At 56.2% G+C, this 19,314-nt stretch carries 19 protein-coding genes and 1 pseudogene; 13 read left to right on the top strand and 7 right to left on the bottom strand.

Features of this window, described 5'->3' with window-relative positions; translation table 11 throughout:
- The first annotated feature begins 16 nt into the window (after positions 1 to 16).
- From ACFQ14_RS06900 to lpxK, 3 genes are all read left to right on the top strand, one after another.
- Entirely contained in the window at positions 17 to 250 is a 234-nt protein-coding gene (locus ACFQ14_RS06900; protein ID WP_377211961.1) for a DUF4170 domain-containing protein, read from the top strand.
- A gap of 69 nt (positions 251 to 319) precedes the next feature.
- Positions 320 to 1,672, top strand: a complete 1,353-nt coding sequence (gene waaA, locus ACFQ14_RS06895; protein ID WP_377211960.1) for a lipid IV(A) 3-deoxy-D-manno-octulosonic acid transferase — start codon at positions 320 to 322, stop codon at positions 1,670 to 1,672.
- A complete protein-coding gene (lpxK, locus tag ACFQ14_RS06890) occupies positions 1,669 to 2,712 on the top strand; it encodes a tetraacyldisaccharide 4'-kinase (protein WP_377211959.1) in 1,044 nt (347 codons plus the stop codon). Before waaA ends, lpxK begins: the two co-directional genes overlap by 4 nt.
- Here the strand turns inward: lpxK and ACFQ14_RS06885 are convergent.
- Together ACFQ14_RS06885 and mutL are read right to left on the bottom strand one after the other, a co-directional pair.
- The gene (locus tag ACFQ14_RS06885) at positions 2,709 to 2,924 is read right to left on the bottom strand and encodes a DUF2093 domain-containing protein (protein WP_377211958.1); all 216 of its coding nucleotides are present in this window, start codon (positions 2,922 to 2,924) and stop codon (positions 2,709 to 2,711) included. The two genes, lpxK and ACFQ14_RS06885, sit on opposite strands and share 4 nt — an antisense overlap.
- Before the next feature lie 49 nt (positions 2,925 to 2,973).
- Complete coding sequence (mutL, locus tag ACFQ14_RS06880) at positions 2,974 to 4,809, bottom strand: DNA mismatch repair endonuclease MutL (RefSeq protein WP_377211957.1); 1,836 nt, start codon at positions 4,807 to 4,809, stop codon at positions 2,974 to 2,976.
- Between the two features lie 119 nt (positions 4,810 to 4,928).
- On the opposite strand from mutL, the gene ACFQ14_RS06875 reads away from it, so the two are divergent.
- The 3 genes from ACFQ14_RS06875 to ACFQ14_RS06865 all read left to right on the top strand — a co-directional run bounded on the left by ACFQ14_RS06875 (position 4,929) and on the right by ACFQ14_RS06865 (position 7,608).
- On the top strand, positions 4,929 to 6,014 hold the full coding sequence (locus tag ACFQ14_RS06875) for an isocitrate/isopropylmalate dehydrogenase family protein (RefSeq protein ID WP_377211956.1): 1,086 nt from the start codon (positions 4,929 to 4,931) through the stop codon (positions 6,012 to 6,014).
- Positions 6,015 to 6,142: 128 nt separating this feature from the next.
- Positions 6,143 to 6,694 (top strand): sigma-70 family RNA polymerase sigma factor, encoded by a 552-nt coding sequence (locus tag ACFQ14_RS06870; protein ID WP_377211955.1) that lies wholly within the window; start codon positions 6,143 to 6,145, stop codon positions 6,692 to 6,694.
- Positions 6,691 to 7,608 carry an anti-sigma factor gene (locus tag ACFQ14_RS06865; RefSeq protein WP_377211954.1) on the top strand — a complete coding sequence of 306 codons (918 nt, stop codon included), beginning with the start codon at positions 6,691 to 6,693 and terminating at the stop codon, positions 7,606 to 7,608. Before ACFQ14_RS06870 ends, ACFQ14_RS06865 begins: the two co-directional genes overlap by 4 nt.
- Before the next feature lie 61 nt (positions 7,609 to 7,669).
- Here ACFQ14_RS06865 and msrB read toward each other — a convergent pair whose 3' ends face one another.
- The 4 genes from msrB to ACFQ14_RS06845 form a co-directional block, all read right to left on the bottom strand.
- Positions 7,670 to 8,236, bottom strand: a complete 567-nt coding sequence (msrB, locus tag ACFQ14_RS06860; protein WP_377211953.1) for a peptide-methionine (R)-S-oxide reductase MsrB — start codon at positions 8,234 to 8,236, stop codon at positions 7,670 to 7,672.
- A gap of 198 nt (positions 8,237 to 8,434) precedes the next feature.
- Positions 8,435 to 8,959: a fasciclin domain-containing protein gene (locus ACFQ14_RS06855; RefSeq protein ID WP_377211952.1), complete on the bottom strand. Its 525-nt coding sequence runs from the start codon at positions 8,957 to 8,959 to the stop codon at positions 8,435 to 8,437.
- Between the two features lie 105 nt (positions 8,960 to 9,064).
- Positions 9,065 to 10,417: a mechanosensitive ion channel family protein gene (locus tag ACFQ14_RS06850; RefSeq protein WP_377211951.1), complete on the bottom strand. Its 1,353-nt coding sequence runs from the start codon at positions 10,415 to 10,417 to the stop codon at positions 9,065 to 9,067.
- Between the two features lie 27 nt (positions 10,418 to 10,444).
- Positions 10,445 to 10,846 carry a DUF2177 family protein gene (locus ACFQ14_RS06845; protein ID WP_377211950.1) on the bottom strand — a complete coding sequence of 134 codons (402 nt, stop codon included), beginning with the start codon at positions 10,844 to 10,846 and terminating at the stop codon, positions 10,445 to 10,447.
- Positions 10,847 to 11,001: 155 nt separating this feature from the next.
- Here ACFQ14_RS06845 and ACFQ14_RS06840 point away from each other — a divergent pair, with 155 nt between their 5' ends.
- The 7 genes and pseudogenes from ACFQ14_RS06840 to ACFQ14_RS06810 all read left to right on the top strand — a co-directional run bounded on the left by ACFQ14_RS06840 (position 11,002) and on the right by ACFQ14_RS06810 (position 18,204).
- Positions 11,002 to 11,667, top strand: a complete 666-nt coding sequence (locus ACFQ14_RS06840) for a 5'-methylthioadenosine/S-adenosylhomocysteine nucleosidase (protein WP_377211949.1) — start codon at positions 11,002 to 11,004, stop codon at positions 11,665 to 11,667.
- 103 nt (positions 11,668 to 11,770) lie between these two features.
- Positions 11,771 to 12,685 (top strand): BKACE family enzyme, encoded by a 915-nt coding sequence (locus ACFQ14_RS06835; RefSeq protein WP_377211948.1) that lies wholly within the window; start codon positions 11,771 to 11,773, stop codon positions 12,683 to 12,685.
- Positions 12,682 to 13,662, top strand: a pseudogene (locus tag ACFQ14_RS06830) (3-hydroxyacyl-CoA dehydrogenase NAD-binding domain-containing protein); the annotation flags it as partial. The gene ACFQ14_RS06835 and the pseudogene ACFQ14_RS06830, both read left to right, overlap by 4 nt.
- 16 nt (positions 13,663 to 13,678) lie before the next feature.
- Positions 13,679 to 14,170 carry a GNAT family N-acetyltransferase gene (locus tag ACFQ14_RS06825; RefSeq protein ID WP_377211947.1) on the top strand — a complete coding sequence of 164 codons (492 nt, stop codon included), beginning with the start codon at positions 13,679 to 13,681 and terminating at the stop codon, positions 14,168 to 14,170.
- A complete protein-coding gene (locus tag ACFQ14_RS06820) occupies positions 14,170 to 15,357 on the top strand; it encodes an acyl-CoA dehydrogenase family protein (protein ID WP_377211946.1) in 1,188 nt (395 codons plus the stop codon). Before ACFQ14_RS06825 ends, ACFQ14_RS06820 begins: the two co-directional genes overlap by 1 nt.
- Before the next feature lie 4 nt (positions 15,358 to 15,361).
- Positions 15,362 to 17,407, top strand: a complete 2,046-nt coding sequence (locus ACFQ14_RS06815) for an acetate--CoA ligase family protein (RefSeq protein ID WP_377212090.1) — start codon at positions 15,362 to 15,364, stop codon at positions 17,405 to 17,407.
- Positions 17,404 to 18,204 (top strand): carnitinyl-CoA dehydratase, encoded by an 801-nt coding sequence (locus tag ACFQ14_RS06810; RefSeq protein ID WP_377211945.1) that lies wholly within the window; start codon positions 17,404 to 17,406, stop codon positions 18,202 to 18,204. Before ACFQ14_RS06815 ends, ACFQ14_RS06810 begins: the two co-directional genes overlap by 4 nt.
- Here ACFQ14_RS06810 and ACFQ14_RS06805 read toward each other — a convergent pair whose 3' ends face one another.
- Positions 18,205 to 19,230: a hypothetical protein gene (locus tag ACFQ14_RS06805; RefSeq protein WP_377211944.1), complete on the bottom strand. Its 1,026-nt coding sequence runs from the start codon at positions 19,228 to 19,230 to the stop codon at positions 18,205 to 18,207.
- Between the last annotated feature and the right edge of the window lie 84 nt (positions 19,231 to 19,314).

The following is a 19,314-nucleotide window of genomic DNA, read 5'->3' as shown; positions in this document are numbered from 1 at the left end:
ATTTTGGAGCCATCTGATGAGTGAAAAACAAGAAAAACAATTGCTGCACCTCGTGTTCGGCGGCGAATTGGAAAGTCTGACGAGCAACCGTTTTCGGAATTTGGACGAGATTGACATTGTTGGTGTCTATCCAGATTTTGAGTCGGCCCGTACGGCATGGAAAGCCAAAGCCCAATCAACGGTCGACAATGCCCATATGCGCTATTACGTGGCTCATCTGCACAGGTTGTTGGACCCGGAAAACGGCTAAAGCCGTCCAGGCCGAAGACAAATCTCACCGCTGCACGATGCATCGGCAAGCATGACAGGAAACGTATCTTTGGCAGATTTCTGGGCCAGAACCGCCTTGATGCTTTACCGCGGTGTCGGATCGATTTTGTATCCGTTTTCTGGCCCGTTTTTGCGCGCCCGTGCCCGCAAGGGTAAAGAGGACCGCAGCCGTCGAGCCGAACGCTACGGTTATGCAAGCTGGAAACGCCCCGAAGGCCCATTGGTCTGGCTTCATGCCGCAAGCGTGGGCGAATCGCTTGCAATCATGCCGCTCATCAAACGCATGGAAAGCTTTGGCATTAATCTGGTTTTTACCACCGGCACCGTCACGTCGGCTTCGATTGCCGAAGACCGCCTGTCCGAGCGGACCATCCACCAATATGTGCCGATGGATGTTAAACGCGCCGTGCGCCGTTTTCTCGACCATTGGCAACCTGATCTGGTGATTTTCGCGGAAAGCGAAATCTGGCCAATGACAATCTCGGAACTCGCCAAGCGCAACGTGCCGCAGATACTCGTCAACGCCCGTATGTCCGACCGCTCAAACCGCCGATGGCAAAAGCGCCCCGCGCTGGCGCAGGCGATTTTTGGCCAGCTTTCGCAGGTTATCGCGCAATCTGAGACCGACGGCGAACGCTTTCGTTCGCTCGGTGCGCCTTGGGTTTCGGTGGCTGGCAATCTGAAAACAGACGTTGGTGTGCCGCAAGTTGATGAGAGAGTTCTGGCGAAGATAAAGTCCCAAATTCAAGACCGCCCAACTTGGGTCTCTGTTTCCACCCATCGCGGCGAAGAGGCCATAATGGGCAGAGTGCATCGCATGGTGGCCAGCCACGCGCCGGGACTGTTGACGATCATCGTGCCGCGCCATCCAGACCGCTCGCGTGAAGTCGAAGAGGAACTGCAAGCACAAGGGCTCAATGTCGTTACCCGCTCGTCTGGTAAGTCTATCGGTTCGCATACAGATGTCTTTCTTGGTGACACCATCGGCGAAATGGGCCTTTATCTGCGCCTTTCGGAAATTGCCTTCATGGGCAAATCGCTCGCAGCAGAAGGGGGGCAAAACCCAATCGAGCCTGCCATGACCGGTGCTGCCATTCTTTCTGGCCGCTATGTTCAAAACTTCCGCGAGACCTATCAAAAATTGCTTGATGCTGGCGGTGCGCGTCTGGTGAGCGACGAGAACATGCTGGCAAGTCACGTCCTGCATTTGCTGCGTAAGCGAAGCGATCTTGAAATGATGCGCGACGCTGCACGCGAAACAGTCGATGGCATGACTGGCGCGTTGGAACGTACAACCCTGTCGTTAGACGCCTACATCATGCCCCTGCGCGTACAGGTCGGGTTGCAGCAGCATAAAAACCGTGCCGCGAGTGCAAGCAATGCCTCTGGAGCCGCTAAATGAGCGAAGCGCCTCCTTTTTGGTTCACCAAAGCTGGAGTGCCCGCATGGGCGCTTTCTCCCCTTGGCTTCATCTATGGTCGCGTAGCCGCCAAACGCATGACGCAGAAGGCGAGCAACATGGCTGACGTGCCTGTTGTGTGTGTAGGCAACTTCATCACTGGCGGTGCGGGCAAGACACCAACCGCCTTGGCGCTGGGCCGCATAGTGAAAGATATGGGACTGAAGCATGGCTTTTTGAGCCGGGGTTATGGTGGTTCGGTCAATACGCCTACGCTAGTTGATACGGAAAAGAATAACGCCAAAGATGTCGGCGACGAGCCTCTTCTTCTGGCGCAGCAAGCGCCCACGGTTGTTGCTGCCGATCGACCAGCGGGAGCAGCGCTTTTGGTTGAGCAAAGGGTCGACATCATCATCATGGATGATGGTTTTCAAAACCCCAGCCTCCACAAGGATTTCTCGCTGGCTGTGGTCGATGCACGGCGGGGGATAGGCAATGGCTTTTGCATTCCAGCTGGTCCGGTTCGCGCTAATCTCGGCATCCAGTTGTTAGCAAGTGACGCTGTATTGCTGATCGGAAAGGCTCCGGGTGCTGCGCAGGTGATCCGCAAGGCGGCCCGCGCTGCAAAGCCCATCCTTGAAGCGCAGATCTCCATCGACAACCCGCAGGATTTCGAAGGCCGTCGTGTGCTCGCTTTTTCAGGTCTGGCAGACAACAAGAAGTTCCACATCAGTCTCGAACAGGCGGGTGCGGAAATTGTGGAAGTGCGCAATTTTCACGACCATCATCCGTTTTCCACCGAAGAATGCCGCGAACTGTTGTCTTATGCCAGTGCGGAAAAACTTGTTCTGGTGACGACTGAAAAAGATCACATTCGCTTGCGCCGCATGGGGGGGGCACAAGAACTATTACACACGCAAAGCCACCCTTTACGCATTCATCTGACGTTTGATAATCCGCGAACAGTGGAAGGCTTGCTGGAAAAAATGATAGCGCAGGCAAAAGCTATTCGTAGGGCAAACCGCGAAAAGACTCTTGCCTAGCTCCGCGCTTTTTCTTCCGCCGCAAACGAGGCTTCCACGTCGATATACGCTTCCTGCCGGTCGAAGCTCCAATATTTCAACTCATCCAGTGGAATGGCCTTGCCGGTCACCGCGCAGCGAACGAATGTGCCGGGCACTAGAACTTGGTAGCCGGATTCCAGAAAGCGGATTTTCGCTTCGCCGGGACCGTCAACGGACAGTTTCTTCAACATAACTTGGCTCTCCTCCAAGGTTTTAAAAGGCCACGAACAGGCGCCAAATTCAAGTCCTGCCGAACAGGCGCTCAATGTCAGATAGCTTCAATTCAACGTAGGTCGGGCGCCCGTGATTGCATTGACCGGAATTCGGTGTCGCTTCCATATCGCGCAAAAGCTGGTTCATTTCATCAGGCAAAAGTCTGCGGCCTGAACGCACCGAACCGTGGCAGGCCATGGTGGCGGCAACGTGGTCGATTTTCTCGCCCACCAGAGAAGCCGAACCCCATTCCGCAATTTCATCCACCAGATCGGCCAGCAGTTTTTCGCAATTGACCTCGCCCAAAATCGCTGGTGTTTCGCGCACCGCAATGGCACCTGGACCGAAGGCTTCGATTGAAAGCCCAAACCGCTGTAGGGCTTCTGCGTGCTCTGTCAGGCGGTTTACATCTTCTTCGGGCATGTCGATGATTTCGGGGATCAACAAACCTTGCCCCGCGATGCCGCTTTGCGCCAATTGCGCCTTCATGCGTTCATAGACAAGGCGTTCGTGGGCCGCGTGCTGATCGACGATGACCATGCCATCGTCCGTCTGCGCGATGATGTAATTTTCATGCACTTGCGTTCGCGCCGCACCAAGTGGCTGCGCGGTGAGATGTTCCGGCTCATCAATCGGAGCTCGCACATCCGCAGACGGTGCACCGGTCATGTCGAAACCGGCTTGCGATTGTTCTGCAAAGCCGTTTGCCGCATCAGTCGGCCTATTGGGCGAGTTTTGCCAATCGTAGTTCTGGGGTCTGTTCGGCGGTGGCGCAGACATTCCCCCAAACGAATTGCTGGACGCCCCCCCCGGTTGAGCCTGAGGGCGAAGGGCAGCCAGCATCGCGCTTCCGCCTTCAGTGGAGGCACGATGGCCCGCTTGATGAATGGCCTCGCGCAACGCACCGACGATCAAACCTTTAACCAGTCCCGCATCTCGAAACCGCACCTCGGCCTTGGCTGGATGCACGTTCACGTCCACAAGCGCTGGGTCGATGTCGATGTAAAGCGCCAGAACCGGATGGCGATACCGCGGAAGATGATCCATGTACGCCCCGCGCACGGCACCTGTGAGTTGCTTGTCGCGCACAGGGCGGCCGTTGACGAACAGAAACTGGTGCAACTGATTGCCACGATTGAAAGTCGGCAGACTTGCATGCCCTGTAAGCCGCACGCCTTCGCGCTCTGCGTCGATGGCGAGCGCGTTGTCGATGAATTCCCGGCCCAAAACCTGTTCAAGCCTTTTGGCAAAGGCTTCGTCTCCGGCAACAGCTGGATAGTCCTGCGCCTGCCTGTCACTGCCTGAAAGCGCAAAATGTATCTGCGGATGGGCAAGGATGATGCGCTTGACGGTATCGGTGATTGCGTTGGCCTCAGCACGGTCGGTCTTTAGGAATTTGAGCCGGGCCGGGGTGGCGAAAAACAGATCGGCCACTTCCACCACCGTGCCATTTGTCAGCGCAGCCGGTTTGATTGCAATTTCTTTGCCGCCTTCGACACCAATCTCCCAGCCTTCCGACGAACCTTGCGCCCGCGAGCGAATGGTAAGCCGTGCCACCGAACCGATAGATGGCAGCGCTTCGCCGCGAAAACCAAGCGAATTGATGGCTGCGAGATCATCAGTCAATTTCGAGGTGCAATGACGCTCCACTGCAAGCGCCAAGTCATCCCGTGTCATGCCGCGTCCGTTATCGGTGACACGGATGAGCTTTTTCCCGCCACCTGCGGTTACGATGTCGATACGCGTCGCACCCGCATCCACAGCGTTATCAAGCAATTCTCGCACAACACTGGCGGGCCGCTCGATAACTTCACCGGCGGCAATCTGGTTGATGATGTTTTCGCTCAGTCGACGAACGGTCACGATGCGTCTCGCTTGCAGGAAATGTGGGCAATAAAAAAGTGGCAGGGAATCAGGGCTTGCTACTGCGCCAACATGCCGTGAAAAGAAAGTAAGAGCAAAACCACAAACAGGTGCGCACCATGCCATCCCCTTATGAAATCGCAATTCTGCCAGGAGACGGCATTGGCACTGAAATCACCAAACCCTGCGTTGAACTTCTTCAACGCGCTGTGACGGCTGCCGGCGCGCAGCCCTTGCGCGAAATTTGGCTGGAAGCGGGGGCTGCAACCTATCAGAAAACCGGCGAAAGCCTGCCGGAAGCAACGGTCACCGCCTGCCGCTCCGCAGATGCGATCTTGCTGGCGGCCATGGGCGATCCGGCGGTGCGCTATCCGGACGGCACGGAAATCATACCGCAAATCGAACTGCGTTTTATCCTCGGCCTCTATGCAGGTGTACGCCCTGTGCGGTCCATTCCGGGCGTTGGCGGTCCTCTAAAAGACCCTCGTGGCGACGCGCTTAATTTCGTGCTCATCCGCGAATCGACCGAAGGGTTGTTCGCGTCTGTCGGCAAAGGCACACGCAGCGAGAACGAAGCGACCGATACACAGCTTATCACCCGCGAAGGCACACGCCGTGTTTCCGATTTCGCCTTCCGGCTCGCGCAGAGGCGCAAAGCCAAGGGGCATGTGGGAGAACTCACCTGCGTGGACAAAGCCAACGTCTTCAAATCCATGGCCTTCTTCCGCGATGTTTTCGACGAGACAAGCAGGGCATATCCCGAAATAAGGCGTCGCTATGGGTATGTGGATGCGGTTGCGCTGGAAATGGTCAAACGCCCGTGGATCTATGATGTGATGGTCACAGAAAACATGTATGGCGACATTCTCTCCGACCTCGGTGCGGGTCTGATCGGCGGCCTCGGCATGGCGCCGTCTGCGGATATCGGCGATGACCACGCAGTCTTTCAGCCCTGCCATGGTTCCGCACCCGATATCGCCGGCAGCGGGAAGGCCAATCCAACTGCCATGTTCCTGTCAGGCGCGATGATGCTGGAATGGCTGGCAGACGAACATGACGATCCGCTGGCGGGCAAAGCAGCGCAATTGGTCGTCGATGCCGTGGATGCTGCCTATGCCGATGGGTCGCTCGTCTCCACAGAACGGGGCGGCACGGCGGGTGTTGCAGAAATCACGCAGGCGGTGAATGCAGCGCTGAAAGTTTAAAAATTCACAAAAAGGCGAAAACCCAAGCGGCCTGTCTCCCGTATTCCTTCACGTTGCCAACCTTCTAGGGTGAGGACTATAGTGAGGAGCCCCCTATGGCCGTGCCAAACACAAGAGCCCGCCTCTTTATGAATCAAGAACTTGTTCCGCTCGAAGACCTTTTGTCGAAGACGGCCAGTGGTGATCGCATCGCGTTTAAAACGCTTTACGAACGCTCGTCCGCAAAACTCTTTGGGGTCATTTTACGTATCCTGAAGAACCGTGAGAAATCTGAGGACGTGCTTCAGGATGTGTTCCTGAAAATCTGGCAAAAGGCCGGAAGCTATGACCCTGCCTACGGGCGTCCAATTACTTGGATGGCCACGATTGCGCGAAACCGCGCCATCGACATCATCCGCGCCACACGGCCCGAAACGACAGTCGATGAGCCGGGCGATGAAGAAGAAATTTTCAGATTGGGCGGACAAGACGCCCAGCAAGTTGGGTTTGAAGATCTTGAAACGCTGCGAATTTGCCTTGGAGAGATGAAAAGCGACGTTCGGCAGTACGTCCTTTTAGCTTACTATGAAGGCTATTCGCGCGAAGAGCTGGCGGAGCGCTTCGACGCGCCCATCGGCACGATTAAAACCCGTTTACGGCGGGGCCTTTTGGCTCTGCGCACCTGTTTGGAGAAAGCATGAGCAGGCAAGAAGAACAACTGGACGCGGCCGAATACGTCATCGGTACGCTAAGCGCAGCCGAACGCGCGGCTTTTGAAGCGGTGGTCGAAAGCGACCCGACCGCACAGGCTGACGTGTCATTTTGGCAAAAGATGTTTGGCGATTTGAGCAGCACGGTTTCACCGGTCATTCCCGGCGACGATGTGTGGGCAAAAATCGAAAGCGCTTTGCCGGATAACGATCAGCGACAAGGCGGTCTTGGTTTGGCCGATGCGGTGCAGCGCACGAACGTCACCCAACTAGCAACAGGTGCTGCTCTCGGAGCTTCGCAGGCAGGCGTTTCAACTAGAACCGATCGCGAGACGCCATCCAGCGCCGTAGCCGAAGCAGCCAAACCGCGCGCGGCAAACGATAATGCAGGCGCGGTAGAGCGCAGCCGGTCGCGCTGGCGCTTTGGTGCAATCGCGGCCTCGCTGGCGGCTCTGGGTCTTGGCTTTTTGCTGGTCAACGACGATGCCCGCTCGCGTGTCGATACGGCTCTAAAGGGCGGCGCGCCCGCTCAAGAGCAGGTGGCAGGCGGAGAAACGCCTGCAATGCAGAGCGGTAAGGAATACATCGCGGTCGTCAACGCAAATGCAGACCAGCCTGCATTGATCGTGAAGGTGAACGCGGAAACCGGTGCAGTATTGGTCCGCAGCCTCGGCGTTGAACGTCCGGACGGCAAGAGCCTTGAATTGTGGTATGTGCCAGAAGGCCAAAAAGCTGTCTCGGTTGGCCTTGTTGGCGAAGGCGCTATTGATCTCGGCGACCTGTCTGCAAAGAGCGGGGATTTGCTAGCGATTTCAGTGGAGCCGCAGGGCGGTGCGCCGGAAGGTGTTGCGACTGGGCCTGTGATTTACACGGGTAAACTGATTGAGGATGTGGACGCCCGTTAGGAGTTCCAATTATCGTTCAAAAAGGCCGGATCATTTTTGATCCGGCCTTTTTATTTGTGGCTCAGCCGCTCTGCGTTTCATCTGGGGTGAACTTCAAAGCAACACCATTGATGCAATGGCGGTTGCCTGTTGGCTCGGGACCATCGGCGAAAATATGGCCCTGATGGCCTTTGCAGCGGATGCAATGAACTTCCGTGCGGGAATAGAACAGCTTGAAATCTGTGTCCGTACCAACCGTGCCTTTGATAGCCTCATAAAAACTTGGCCAGCCCGTGCCGCTGTCGAATTTCGTTTCCGAGCGATAAAGCGGCAGATCGCAGCCAGCGCAGGCATAAGTGCCAGCGCGCTTTTCATCGTTCAGCGGGCTGGTGAACGGATATTCCGTGCCGTGTTTGCGCAACACATCAAACGCGTCTGCGGAGAGCAGCTTCTTCCATTCATCATCAGACTTCTCAATGGGCTCTATAGTGGCAGGCACGAGGTCGTGGCCAAAAGTCGTTGCCATGGCGAGAGGGTCGTTAGCGGCTTGCGCAACACGTGTTCCGGGTAGGCCAATCATGGAAAGGCCAACCATTGCAGCACCGGAGGAAAACAGCATCTGGCGGCGGGTTAGAATCTGACGTTTCATGGTAGTTCTCCTGTTCAAGCGCATACACTATCATGCTTCACAGCTCGAAATAGTGTGCCCTTGGTCACGTTTGCAGGGGCGGGCGCTCAAATTGTGGTGATGAAAGCGGATGTGATAAGGGCCGCACCATCGCTGGTACGGCCCTCATTGTCAGACAAAAGTCAGATGCCTTTATGCTTAGATCACTTCAAACAAAGATCACTTTGGAACGAGCACATCGTCCACAACGTGAATTACGCCGTTGGAGCTTTCCACATCAGCAGTCGTTACGCGCGAAACACCCCCCGATTCGTCAAAAATGTAGACGCCTTTGCTGTCCACGCGAGCGGTGATCACATCTCCGCTCACGGTTTTGATGTTCAGATAGCCGCCATGCTTTTCAATTTTGGAAATCAAATCACCAGCCATAATTTTGCCTGCAACCACATGCGCGGTTAGCACCTTTTGCAGCATGGCTTTGTTTTCCGGCTTCAACAGTGTTTCCACGGTTCCGGCTGGCAGTTCAGCGAAGCCTGCATCGATGGGAGCGAACACCGTAAACGGGCCATCGCCGGAAAGCGTTTCAACCAGTCCAGCTGCTTTAACCGCCGCGACCAGCGTTTTATGGTCTGGTGATGCAATGGCGGTTTCAACAACGGTTTTCGTGTGACCTGCTGCAAATGCAGATGCTGCAAGTGTGGTAACGGCAAATGCCGCGATGGTGAGCGATTTTAGAAGTTTCATAGGGAGCGTCTCCAAAAGGGTTTAACTTTCGATATACGCAACCCGTCATCTTTGGTTTCAAAATAGTTAACCGGCTTCCCCGGTCTGCGTACACGCCCGCTTGTTTCAGCCAATTTCCTGCTGCGCATCGCTGTTGAGCAGGTCTTGGCCCTGCGACTGGCGAATTTGCTCATCAATCTTTTGGTCGATCACTGTATCCGCTGATACGTCACCCTCAGTCTCTTTGATAGCGGCAGCCTTGGCCGTTGCTTTTCGGGTTGGCGCTTTAGCCGGTTTCTTGCCGGTCGCTTTGACCTCACCATCCATGGCCACACGATACGTCGGCGCTGGTACATCAATGCCTGCGGCCTTAAATGCAGCCAGCACCTTGCGAATGGCCTCGCCTTTGGCTTTCAGCAAGCTCGTCTCGCTCTGGTTCACCCAACCGCCGAGCCAGATTTCGACGGATGATGGCCCGATCTCTTTAATCCATCCATCCGGTGCAGGATCTTTGAGCGTGAAACTCAGCGCGGAAATCGTTTCCACTCCAAGCGTGACAGCGGTTTGAGGATCGTCAGTCTGCACCCCAAGTTGAAAATCAAACCGCCGTTCCGGATTGAGCGAATAGTTTGTGATCGTGCTCTTGAACACCGTGGAGTTTGGTATGCGAACATGGTTGCCGTCCGCCGTCATCAGTATTGTTGCACGCGAGGTGAGCGCGATGACAGAGCCTTCGCGACCCTCCACATCCACATAGTCTTTCGGACGGAATGGTTGGCGGAACGACAGCAGGATTGATGCGATATAGTTCTCCACGGTGTCTCGCACGGCAAAGCCAATTGCCAGACCGAAAATACCGGCAGCGCCGACAATCGTTCCAAGCAGTGCAGTTGCCCCCATAATGTCGAGCGCAATCACAAGGCCAATAATCAGAAACGCCAGCCGTATGATCTGGCGCAACAGGTCGGAGACAAAACGATTGGGCGTCAGCGAATCCCAAGGGCGGCGCATTCGCGCTATCATGAAACCGAACAGAGCGATTACCGCAAACACCACCACGGCAATCGCCAGCAAAGGCAGAAAGGCGACAACCTGATTGACCCGCGCCATAAAGCGCTCCAACGCAGGCGCAATGCGCTTCTCAACCGAGGTTTCCACCGAAACCTGATTATTCACCGACACCACGCCATCAACCCGTGCTGCAAGTTCGGCTGCTCGTTCCACATCGGTGGTTTCCAGCACACGTCCTTTGATGGTTACGACACCAGATTGAACGGTGACGAAGATGTTTCTGAACTCCGCAATTTCGCGATAGATTTCGCGCAGACGGTCCCGAATGGCGGAGTCTGCTTCAGTCTTATCGTCAGTCTGGATGGGACCGCTCGGCTGCGCTGCATCTTGCGCAAATGCGCTGTTATATGTGGCGAATGAGAGGCTGGCTATCGCCAAAAAGAGCGCGAAAAAGAAGCGTGCAAACATCGAAAGTCCCCCAGAAAACTTGGCCGATCAGCCTGAGATAGCGCGGGTTATCCAGGCGCCCAGAAACGCAGAACTGGCCGTCAAAAACGTGCCCCAAGTAATGTCCACCAGTGCCACGGTGGTCGTATAGCCCTTCAGCGTGGCGAGGTTTGTAAAATCGTAGGTGGCATAGCAGAAAAAGCCGAAAAGTGCGCCGTTCAGCAATGCAAGCCCAAGATTATTCGCTTCCAGCGCCGGGCGGATCGCAAAGTAGACAATGCCAATAATGTATACCGAGTAAAACGCTGCAGCGACGCCGATGCGAAATTCGTCCAGCAAAAGCGGACCAATTTGCTTTTGATAAAAGCTCTGCGCCACCGTGCCGAGCCAAATGAAATCAATGATGAAGAAAACAATCAGTGTAGCGATATAGGCGATAAGGTATTGCATGAGAGACGGGCTTTCGCTGCGGTGGATCGGTAAAGCGCAAACGGCTTGAAAGGTGATTTGGTTGCACGCACTGTATGACGCCCAGTACCAAAAATGCCAACAGGCGCTCTGTCGCAAGCCGCTGGCGGGTTTGTTAAATCACGTTGAGAGAGAAGATGTGCAACCTGAAAAAGATCGCTGGCTTTACGGTGTTGCCGGTTATGGCGACGCGGGCGGAATATGGCCCCGCGCTTCAAGCCATGATCGACCCGCTGATTTGCGGTGTTGGCCCTGTGGAAGCCGCAATTACACTGTCCGCAAGACTGGCTACGACACCGAATAGCAACCAGCGGCCTGATCTCGTCATCTCGCTTGGTAGCGCAGGTTCGGCGACACTGGAACAAGCCGCAGTCTATCAGGTTTCGCATGTATCCTATCGCGATATGGACGCGTCCGCCTTTGGCTTTCCTAAGGGCGAGACGCCTTTTCTCGGTCTGCCTGCAGAGATTCCGCTGGCGCCAAGCGTTGAAGGCTTGCGCCCCGCCCGGCTAAGCACGGGCGCGAATGTGGTTTCCGGCGATGCATATCGCACCATCGACGCCGATATGGTGGATATGGAAACGTGGTCAATCGCCCGCGCCTGCCATGCCAGCAACATTCCGCTCATCGGACTGCGCGGCATATCCGATGGAGCGGAGCCTGTTTCCGGCTACGCCGATTGGACGCAATATCTCCACATCGTCGATGAGCGCTTGGCCGATGCGCTCAACGGGGTCGAGCAAGCTCTGGCGGATGGGCGAATTGATCTAATGGCGTGGCGACCGCCTCAGAACGAGGTTTAATCTTCATTGTGCGAAAGCGGTCCAAAATGCGTTCTTTTCGATTGCGTTTGACGCGCTGATTTCCCAACCTCGCCCAGCCTGCGATTGAACAAAGATAGCCACTATGCCGCTGACCATGAACCGCCACGTCTTCATCACTTGCGCCGTTACAGGCTCTGGGTCGACGCAAGACAAAAGCCCTCACGTTCCTCGCTCTCCAGAGCAAATTGCGAACTCCGCCATTGACGCCGCCAAGGCAGGCGCAGCGGTGGTGCATTGCCACGTTCGCGACCCTGATAGTGGGACGCCCAGCCGTCGCCTTGAACTCTACCGCGAGGTCACCGACCGCATCCGTGATGCGCAAGTGGATGTGGTGCTGAACCTCACCGCTGGAATGGGCGGCGACATGGTGTTTGGCGATGTGGAAAACCCGCTGCCTGTGCAAGAGGCGGCGACCGACATGATCGGTGCAAGCGAGCGTGTGGAACACGTGCGCCAATGCCTGCCGGAAATCTGCACGCTTGATTGTGGCACGATGAATTTTGCCGAGGCCGACTACGTGATGACCAACACGCCCGGCATGCTGCGCGCGATGGGCAGCATGATGACCGAGATGGGCGTGAAGCCGGAGATCGAAGCCTTCGACACAGGTCATCTTTGGTTTGCCAAAGAACTGGTGAAAGAGGGCGTGCTGGCCGAAGACGCGCTGGTGCAACTCTGCATGGGCGTGCCGTGGGGTGCACCCAACGACCTGAACACGTTTATGGCGATGGTGAACAACGTACCGGCTGACTGGAACTGGAGCGCGTTCTCACTGGGTCGCGATCAGATGGCTTACGTCGCTGCGTCCGTGCTTGCAGGCGGCAATGTCCGCGTTGGGCTAGAAGACAACCTCATGCTCGACCGTGGCGTGCTGGCCACGAACGCACAGCTGGTTGAGCGTGCTGTGACAATCATCGAGAACATGGGCGCGAAGGTGATGAGGCCAGCCGAAGTGCGAAAGCAACTTAACCTGACGAAGCGAGCACCGACAGCATGACAATCCGAAAAACAGCAGCCATCGGAGGCGGTGTCATCGGTGGAGCATGGGCGGCGCGATTTGTGCTGAACGGGCTCGATTGCAAGATCTTCGATCCGCACCCCGATGCCGAGCGCATCGTTGGCGAAGTGATGGCCAACGCCACCCGCGCCTTCGACATGCTGACCGATGCGCCTAAGCCGAAGCTGGGAAAGCTGACCTTCGTATCCAGCATTGAGGAAGCGGTGGAAGATTCTGATCTGATTCAGGAATCCGTCCCCGAACGCATCGAACTTAAACAAAAGGTTCATATGCAGATCGACGCCGCTGCGCCGGAAACCGCGCTGATCGGCTCATCCACGTCCGGCCTTTTACCCACCGACATTCAGGCCAAGATGATGCAGCCCGAGCGCATGTTCGTGGCACACCCGTATAACCCTGTCTATCTGCTGCCTATCGTTGAAATTGTCGGCGGTGTGCGCACCAGTGGCGAAACAATCGAGCGGGCGCACGCGGCCTACGAACAGATCGGCATGAAGCCGATTACCATCCGCAAGGAGATCGACGCCTTTGTCGGCGACCGTTTGCTGGAGGCCGTATGGCGCGAGGCGTTGTGGTTGATCCGCGATGATGTTTGCACGACCGAAGAACTCGACAACATCATGCGCTATGGCTTCGGAATGCGCTGGGCGCAGATGGGCCTGTTCGAGACGTATCGCATCGCCGGCGGCGAAGCGGGCATGCGTCATTTCATCGAACAATTTGGCCCCACGATGAGCCTGCCGTGGACTAAGCTGATGAACGTCCCTGAACTGGACGATGCGCTGATCGACAAGATCGCCGACCAGTCCGACGCGCAATCAGGCCAACACTCGATTCGCGACCTCGAACGCATCCGCGATGAAAACCTGACGGGTATTATGAAGGTCTTGGCAAAAGGGGACGGCGGGAAAGGCTGGGGCGCGGGCAAACTGCTCACGGCTTACGAAGCGCGATTGAAAGCAACGGCGGCCAATGACGCATGACACCAGACTGTTTCAGAGCAGTGACGCATCAGCTGTAACTTCGCTTTTGCGCGATGCATTTCAAAATCCGGCAGAAGCCGAACTTGTGTTGGCGCTGCGAAATGACGGCGACATGGCGTTGGAAATGGTGTGTGAGATTGACGGCCGGATCATCGGTCACATCGCTTATTCCACGGTGCAAGCACCTGTTTGGGCCTTGGCCTTGGCGCCGCTTTCCGTTGCTCCGCCCTATCAAGGACAGGGCGCTGGAAGTGATCTAGTAAACCGCAGTTTGAAACATCTGGCGGTCAAAGGGTGGGAGGCGATATTCGTCTTGGGTGATCGTGAATATTATGAGCGCTTTGGGTTTACCACCGTGGCAGCAAAGAACTTTAACTCGCCCTATGAAGGGGACAATTTCCTCGCGTTGGAACTCAAGCCCGGTTGTCTGACCGGACAGCATGGTGACGTCCGGCATGCTGATGCTTTTGGAAAGCTATAATGAATTTCTCACTCACCCAAGAACAAACCCTCATAATCGAAACCACTCGCGCTTTCGTGGAGAATGAACTCTATCCCCATGAGGAAGAGATCGAACGCTCCGGCGTGCTCGAAATGGACCTCGTGCGCGAGCTGCAGAAAAAGGCGATGGAGGCAGGGCTTTATGCGGCCAACATCCCCGAAGAATTCGGCGGTGGTGGCTTGGATACGCTCACTTGGCTGCTCTACGAAAAAGAACTTGGCCGCGCCAATTATGCGCTGCATTGGACATGCGTAGCCCGCCCTTCAAACATCTTGTGCGCTGGAACGCCGGAACAACGAGCGAAGTATCTTGATCCCTGCCTGAAGGGTGAGACGTGGGATTGCCTCGCAATGACCGAACCGGGCGCAGGGTCGGACCTTCGCGGCATGAAGGCGAGCGCCAAACCAGCCAGAAACAAGCAAGGCGCGGGCAGCAATTCCGACTGGATATTGAACGGGACCAAGCACTTCATCAGCCACGCGGATATTGCGGGGTTCGCCATCTGCTTCATGAAGTCCGGCGAGGTGGAAACCCCGCGCGGCCCGAAGGCGGAAATCACGGCCTTCTTCGTCGATAAAGATACGCCTGGCTTTACGGTTCGCGACGGCTACAACAACGTGTCCCACCGCGGCTATACGAATGCCATTCTGGAGTTTGACGATTGCCGCGTGCCGGCTGAAAACATTCTGGGTGAAGTTGGCAAAGGCTTTGAAGTTGCGAACGACTGGCTTGGCGCAACGCGGCTGCAGGTGGCCGCCACCTGCCTGGGCCGCGCGGACCGTGCTTTCCAGCACGCGGTGAACTATTCCGCCGAGCGCAAGCAGTTCGGTCAGCAGATTGGCAAGTTTCAGGGCGTGTCTTTCAAGTTGGCCGACATGGCGATGGAACTCAAAGCAGCCGAATTGCTCACATGGGACGCCGGTTCGAAATTCGACGAGGGCGAATGCACCGACAGCGACATGGCGATGGCCAAACTCAAAGCCTCCGAAGTGCTGGCGATGGTGGCCGATGAGGCTATTCAAATCCACGGCGGCATGGGCCTTATGGACGATCTGCCGCTGGAGCGCATCTGGCGCGACGCCCGCATTGAACGCATCTGGGAAGGCACCTCCGAAATCCAGCGCCACATCATCAGCCGCGCATTGCTAAGGCCGCTCGGTGGCTGATCTCATGCGCCTGCTTAACCCCCGCACCATCGCCGTTATAGGCGGCAAGGAGTGTGAGCGGGTTGTGGACCAGTGCGATAAATTTGGCTTCACAGGCACAATCTGGCCGGTTCACCCCACGCGGGAGACTCTCAGTGGCCGCGCTTGTTTCAAATCCATCGCTGATCTTCCAGAGGCACCCGACGCAGCTTATGTGGCGGTGAAGCGGGAGCGGTCTATCGACATCGTTGCGCAACTTTCCGCTAGGGGTGCGGGCGGAGCAGTATGCTATGCGGCCGGATTTGCGGAAGCGGATGGCGAGAGCGCGGGCTCTGGTGATCTTCAAAAGGCATTGGTTGAAGCGGCTGGCGACATGCCGATTATTGGGCCAAATTGCTACGGCTTCATCAATACTTTGGAACGGGTGGCGCTTTGGCCAGACCAACATGGAGCAAAAGCCTGCGATAGCGGGGTGGCGATCCTCACCCAGTCGTCCAACGTCGCAATCAATCTGACAATGCAAAAGCGGGGCCTGCCTGTGGCGCAGGTGATGACCGTTGGTAATCAGGCGCAACTTGGCTTGTCGGATTTGGGCCTTGCACTGCTGGAAGACGAGCGCATCAGCGCCCTAGGCCTCCACATTGAGGGGCTGGACGATGTGAAAGCGTTTGAGCGGTTTGCGCTTCGGGCGCGCCAGCTCCGCAAACCTATTGTTGTTATAAAGGTGGGCAAATCCGAACAAGCTCAAGCCGCTGCTATGACCCACACAGCGTCATTGGCGGGCTCCGACGCTGCCCATGAAGCATTGTTCAGGCGCCTGGGTGTCGCACGTGTCGACACACTGGAAGCCTTCATCGAGACGCTGAAGCTGTTCCATGTGCACGGCGCCTTGCACGGCGGCGAACTGTTGTCGCTTTCTTGCTCCGGCGGTGAAGCCTCGTTGATGGCAGACGCCGCACAGGGCAGGGCAGTCTCTTTTCCCGCTTTCGATGAGAGCACCGCACAGGCACTAAAATCAGCACTGGGCGAAATAGTCAGCATCGCCAACCCACTCGACTACAACACCTTTATCTGGGGCGATTGGCCAGCGATGACGCGGATGTTTGAGGCAGCACTCTCCCCGCGCTTTGACCTTGCCATGCTGGTGATCGATTTCCCCCGACACGATCTTTGCGATCCTTATGACTGGGTACGTGCAGCTGACGCTTTCATCGCTGCAGTGAAGCAGATCGAAGCGCGTGCGGCCATCGTCGCCAGCCTACCGGAGACCATGCCCGAAGAGTTGGCGGAGGATTTGATCGTTAAGGGCATCGTGCCCTTGTGTGGGCTGGACACCGCTATCATCGCCGCGCAAGCGGCTGCTTTTGTCGGTGCCATCTGGAGCAAACCTGAACCTAAACCTCTGCTCGCGCTGTCGCCGTTGCGGGAAAGCGTTGCCGTTACGCTCAACGAATGGGAAGCCAAGCAGGAACTCGCGGCTGCTGGTCTGATCGTGCCGAAAGGTGTCTTCGTGAGCGACATGAATGGTGTGGATGCTGCCCTGCGAAGCCTCACTTTCCCTTTGGCAGCAAAGGCTTTGGGCATCGCGCATAAGACGGAAGCGGGCGCGGTGAGCCTCAATCTCAAGACATCGCAGGACTTGCTGCATGCAATATCTTCGCTCTCACGCTTATCGAAATCCTTTCTGATTGAGGAAATGGCTCAAAAGCCGACTATCGAGATTATCGTCGGAGTAACCCGTGACCCGGTTGTCGGTCTATTGCTCACCATAGGCGCTGGCGGGATCTTGGCAGAGATCATGGACGACACCGCTTCGCTCTTGCTGCCCGCCAACGAGGGCGACATTCGCGCGGCACTTGCCTCGCTGAAAATCAATCCCCTTCTTGAAGGCTATCGCGGTGCCGATGCGGCTGACATTGATGCGCTCGTTGCCAATATCTGGTGCATAGCAAATTACGCAGCCGAGCACGCTGATACATTGGAAGAATTAGACGTCAATCCGCTTTTTGCGACGCCTTTCGGCTCTGTGGCAGTGGACGCGTTGATTGTGAAAAGGACCAAGACACCATGAGCGAAAGCCCGATCAAAACTCGCACTATAGGCGGCATTTTGGAAGTCACGATTGACCGCCCGAAGGCCAATGCAATCGACCTCGCCACCAGCCGAATTATGGGCGAAGTATTTGCAGACTTCCGTGATAACCCTGATCTCCGTGTGGCGATTCTAACGGGCGCAGGCGAAAAGTTCTTTTGCCCCGGTTGGGATCTGAAAGCTGCGTCCACCGTCGACGGCCAAGAGGGCGATGCTGTGGATGGCGATTATGGCCTTGGCGGCTTTGGCGGATTGCAGGAATTGCCCCGCATGAACAAGCCGGTCATCTGTGCGGTCAACGGCATCTGCTGCGGTGGTGGACTGGAAATTGCACTCTCTTGCGACATCATTTTGGCCGCCGAACATGCATCGTTCGCGCTGCCCGAGATACGATCCGGCACGGTGGCAGACGCCGCATCAATCAAACTGCCTAAGCGCATCCCGTATCACATCGCGATGGAAATGCTGCTGACAGGCCGTTGGCTGGAGGCCGATGAGGCGCACAAATGGGGCTTCGTCAACCACATTCACCCTGCCGATGACCTGATGGCGCAGGCTTGGGAAATGGCGAAACTGCTCGAAAGCGGCCCTCCGCTGGTTTATGCGGCAATCAAAGAAGTGGTGCGCGATGCAGAGGATTCCAAATTTCAGGACGCGCTTAACCGCATCACCAAGCGGCAACTTCCTACGGTCGATATGCTTTACGGCAGCGAAGACATGCTGGAAGGTTTCAATGCATTCACCGAAAAGCGCGACCCTGTTTGGAAGGGCAAGTAGTCAAGTCGTGACAGGGCGCTGCCCCATCTGCCACCGCACCAAGGCGAGCGCTATTCCGACCAATGCGATGCCGCCGAAGATCAGCGCCCACGGTTCGTCCTTGAAGAATTCGAAGTACTGGGTGAAGGCATTGATGGCGAGAAACACGACACCGGCAAGTTCCAGGAACCTGTTGCCGATTTTACGACCCAGCGCGATGGCTGCAACGGCAAACACCGCCCAGCCAACCGCAAAAACTGCGTCCGGAATGTAGAGCGCCTGTTCCTTGAATGCGTTTCGAAGATCGAGCCATTCGCTGTAGCCCATGCCTTCGGCGCGGCGATTGGGCACCATGAAATATTCACCCACATGGTCTCCCCAAAGCGAGCCAACCCAGAAGCCGAAATTGGCGATAATAAAAGCCATTCGCGCAGCGACAGTCGCCATTGGCTTCCAATCGGGGTGCCGTACTTTCATCGCAAGCGCCCACAGTGCGGCGGCGATTGGCACGAACAGAGCAATAGTAACCGCCGCCTCGCGGACAAAAATGCCGTAGGATGCATGCCAATAAGCGCCACCCGATCCGATCATCGTGCCAATGCCAATCGGCACCAGCGCAGCGAGAAAACGTGAGCGGAACGCAAGCGCCATGACGAGCGTGACGCCCGTTGCAAAACCGTTGATGGCTATTGCGGGGAGGATCTCACCAAACTCTAACGCGAACCATCCTGTTAGCCCAGCGGCACTTCCGATGCCGAGGGCCAGAGCCAAAATGTCGAGATGCGCCCATTTTTTGAAGCGAATGAATTGTCCAACACCGAAACAAACCGCGGCAATAACCAAGCCTGTGATCGCAGTGGGCTTTAGCAAGACGACACCGGCTGCGGCTGCGATAGCTCCGATGATATAGAGCACCGAGATAAGAGTGTTTGCCGCTGCAGTAGGTTCTTTCGAAAGCACCAACTTTGCGGCAAGTTCCGGCGTCAAAGTTTCGGTGTAGACCAGTTTATCGAGATCAAGAGTAATGCGGCCATAAGTGCTGGACATGGGATCATTCCATTATTGAACGTAGTTCATAAAATGAACACTGTTCAAAAAATGTCAAGCGCAAAAGTTGTGCATTGCGAATTT

Origin of the sequence: Pseudahrensia aquimaris, from assembly GCF_042676045.1 — a bacterium.
In the GTDB taxonomy this organism is placed as follows: Bacteria; Pseudomonadota; Alphaproteobacteria; order Rhizobiales; family Rhizobiaceae; genus Pseudahrensia; species Pseudahrensia aquimaris.
This window is presented reverse-complemented; position numbering and strand designations above follow the sequence as displayed.

Excerpts from the sequence above, each read along its gene's own strand:
- ACFQ14_RS06900 (WP_377211961.1), top strand. The coding sequence starts at position 17 with ATGAGTGAAAAACAAGAAAAACAATTGCTGCACCTCGTGTTCGGCGGC.
- lpxK (WP_377211959.1), top strand. The coding sequence starts at position 1,669 with ATGAGCGAAGCGCCTCCTTTTTGGTTCACCAAAGCTGGAGTGCCCGCA.
- ACFQ14_RS06885 (WP_377211958.1), bottom strand. The coding sequence starts at position 2,924 with ATGTTGAAGAAACTGTCCGTTGACGGTCCCGGCGAAGCGAAAATCCGC.
- ACFQ14_RS06875 (WP_377211956.1), top strand. The coding sequence starts at position 4,929 with ATGCCATCCCCTTATGAAATCGCAATTCTGCCAGGAGACGGCATTGGC.
- ACFQ14_RS06870 (WP_377211955.1), top strand. The coding sequence starts at position 6,143 with ATGAATCAAGAACTTGTTCCGCTCGAAGACCTTTTGTCGAAGACGGCC.
- ACFQ14_RS06865 (WP_377211954.1), top strand. The coding sequence starts at position 6,691 with ATGAGCAGGCAAGAAGAACAACTGGACGCGGCCGAATACGTCATCGGT.
- msrB (WP_377211953.1), bottom strand. The coding sequence starts at position 8,236 with ATGAAACGTCAGATTCTAACCCGCCGCCAGATGCTGTTTTCCTCCGGT.
- ACFQ14_RS06855 (WP_377211952.1), bottom strand. The coding sequence starts at position 8,959 with ATGAAACTTCTAAAATCGCTCACCATCGCGGCATTTGCCGTTACCACA.
- ACFQ14_RS06850 (WP_377211951.1), bottom strand. The coding sequence starts at position 10,417 with ATGTTTGCACGCTTCTTTTTCGCGCTCTTTTTGGCGATAGCCAGCCTC.
- ACFQ14_RS06845 (WP_377211950.1), bottom strand. The coding sequence starts at position 10,846 with ATGCAATACCTTATCGCCTATATCGCTACACTGATTGTTTTCTTCATC.
- ACFQ14_RS06840 (WP_377211949.1), top strand. The coding sequence starts at position 11,002 with ATGTGCAACCTGAAAAAGATCGCTGGCTTTACGGTGTTGCCGGTTATG.
- ACFQ14_RS06835 (WP_377211948.1), top strand. The coding sequence starts at position 11,771 with ATGCCGCTGACCATGAACCGCCACGTCTTCATCACTTGCGCCGTTACA.
- ACFQ14_RS06825 (WP_377211947.1), top strand. The coding sequence starts at position 13,679 with ATGACGCATGACACCAGACTGTTTCAGAGCAGTGACGCATCAGCTGTA.
- ACFQ14_RS06820 (WP_377211946.1), top strand. The coding sequence starts at position 14,170 with ATGAATTTCTCACTCACCCAAGAACAAACCCTCATAATCGAAACCACT.
- ACFQ14_RS06815 (WP_377212090.1), top strand. The coding sequence starts at position 15,362 with ATGCGCCTGCTTAACCCCCGCACCATCGCCGTTATAGGCGGCAAGGAG.
- ACFQ14_RS06810 (WP_377211945.1), top strand. The coding sequence starts at position 17,404 with ATGAGCGAAAGCCCGATCAAAACTCGCACTATAGGCGGCATTTTGGAA.
- ACFQ14_RS06805 (WP_377211944.1), bottom strand. The coding sequence starts at position 19,230 with ATGTCCAGCACTTATGGCCGCATTACTCTTGATCTCGATAAACTGGTC.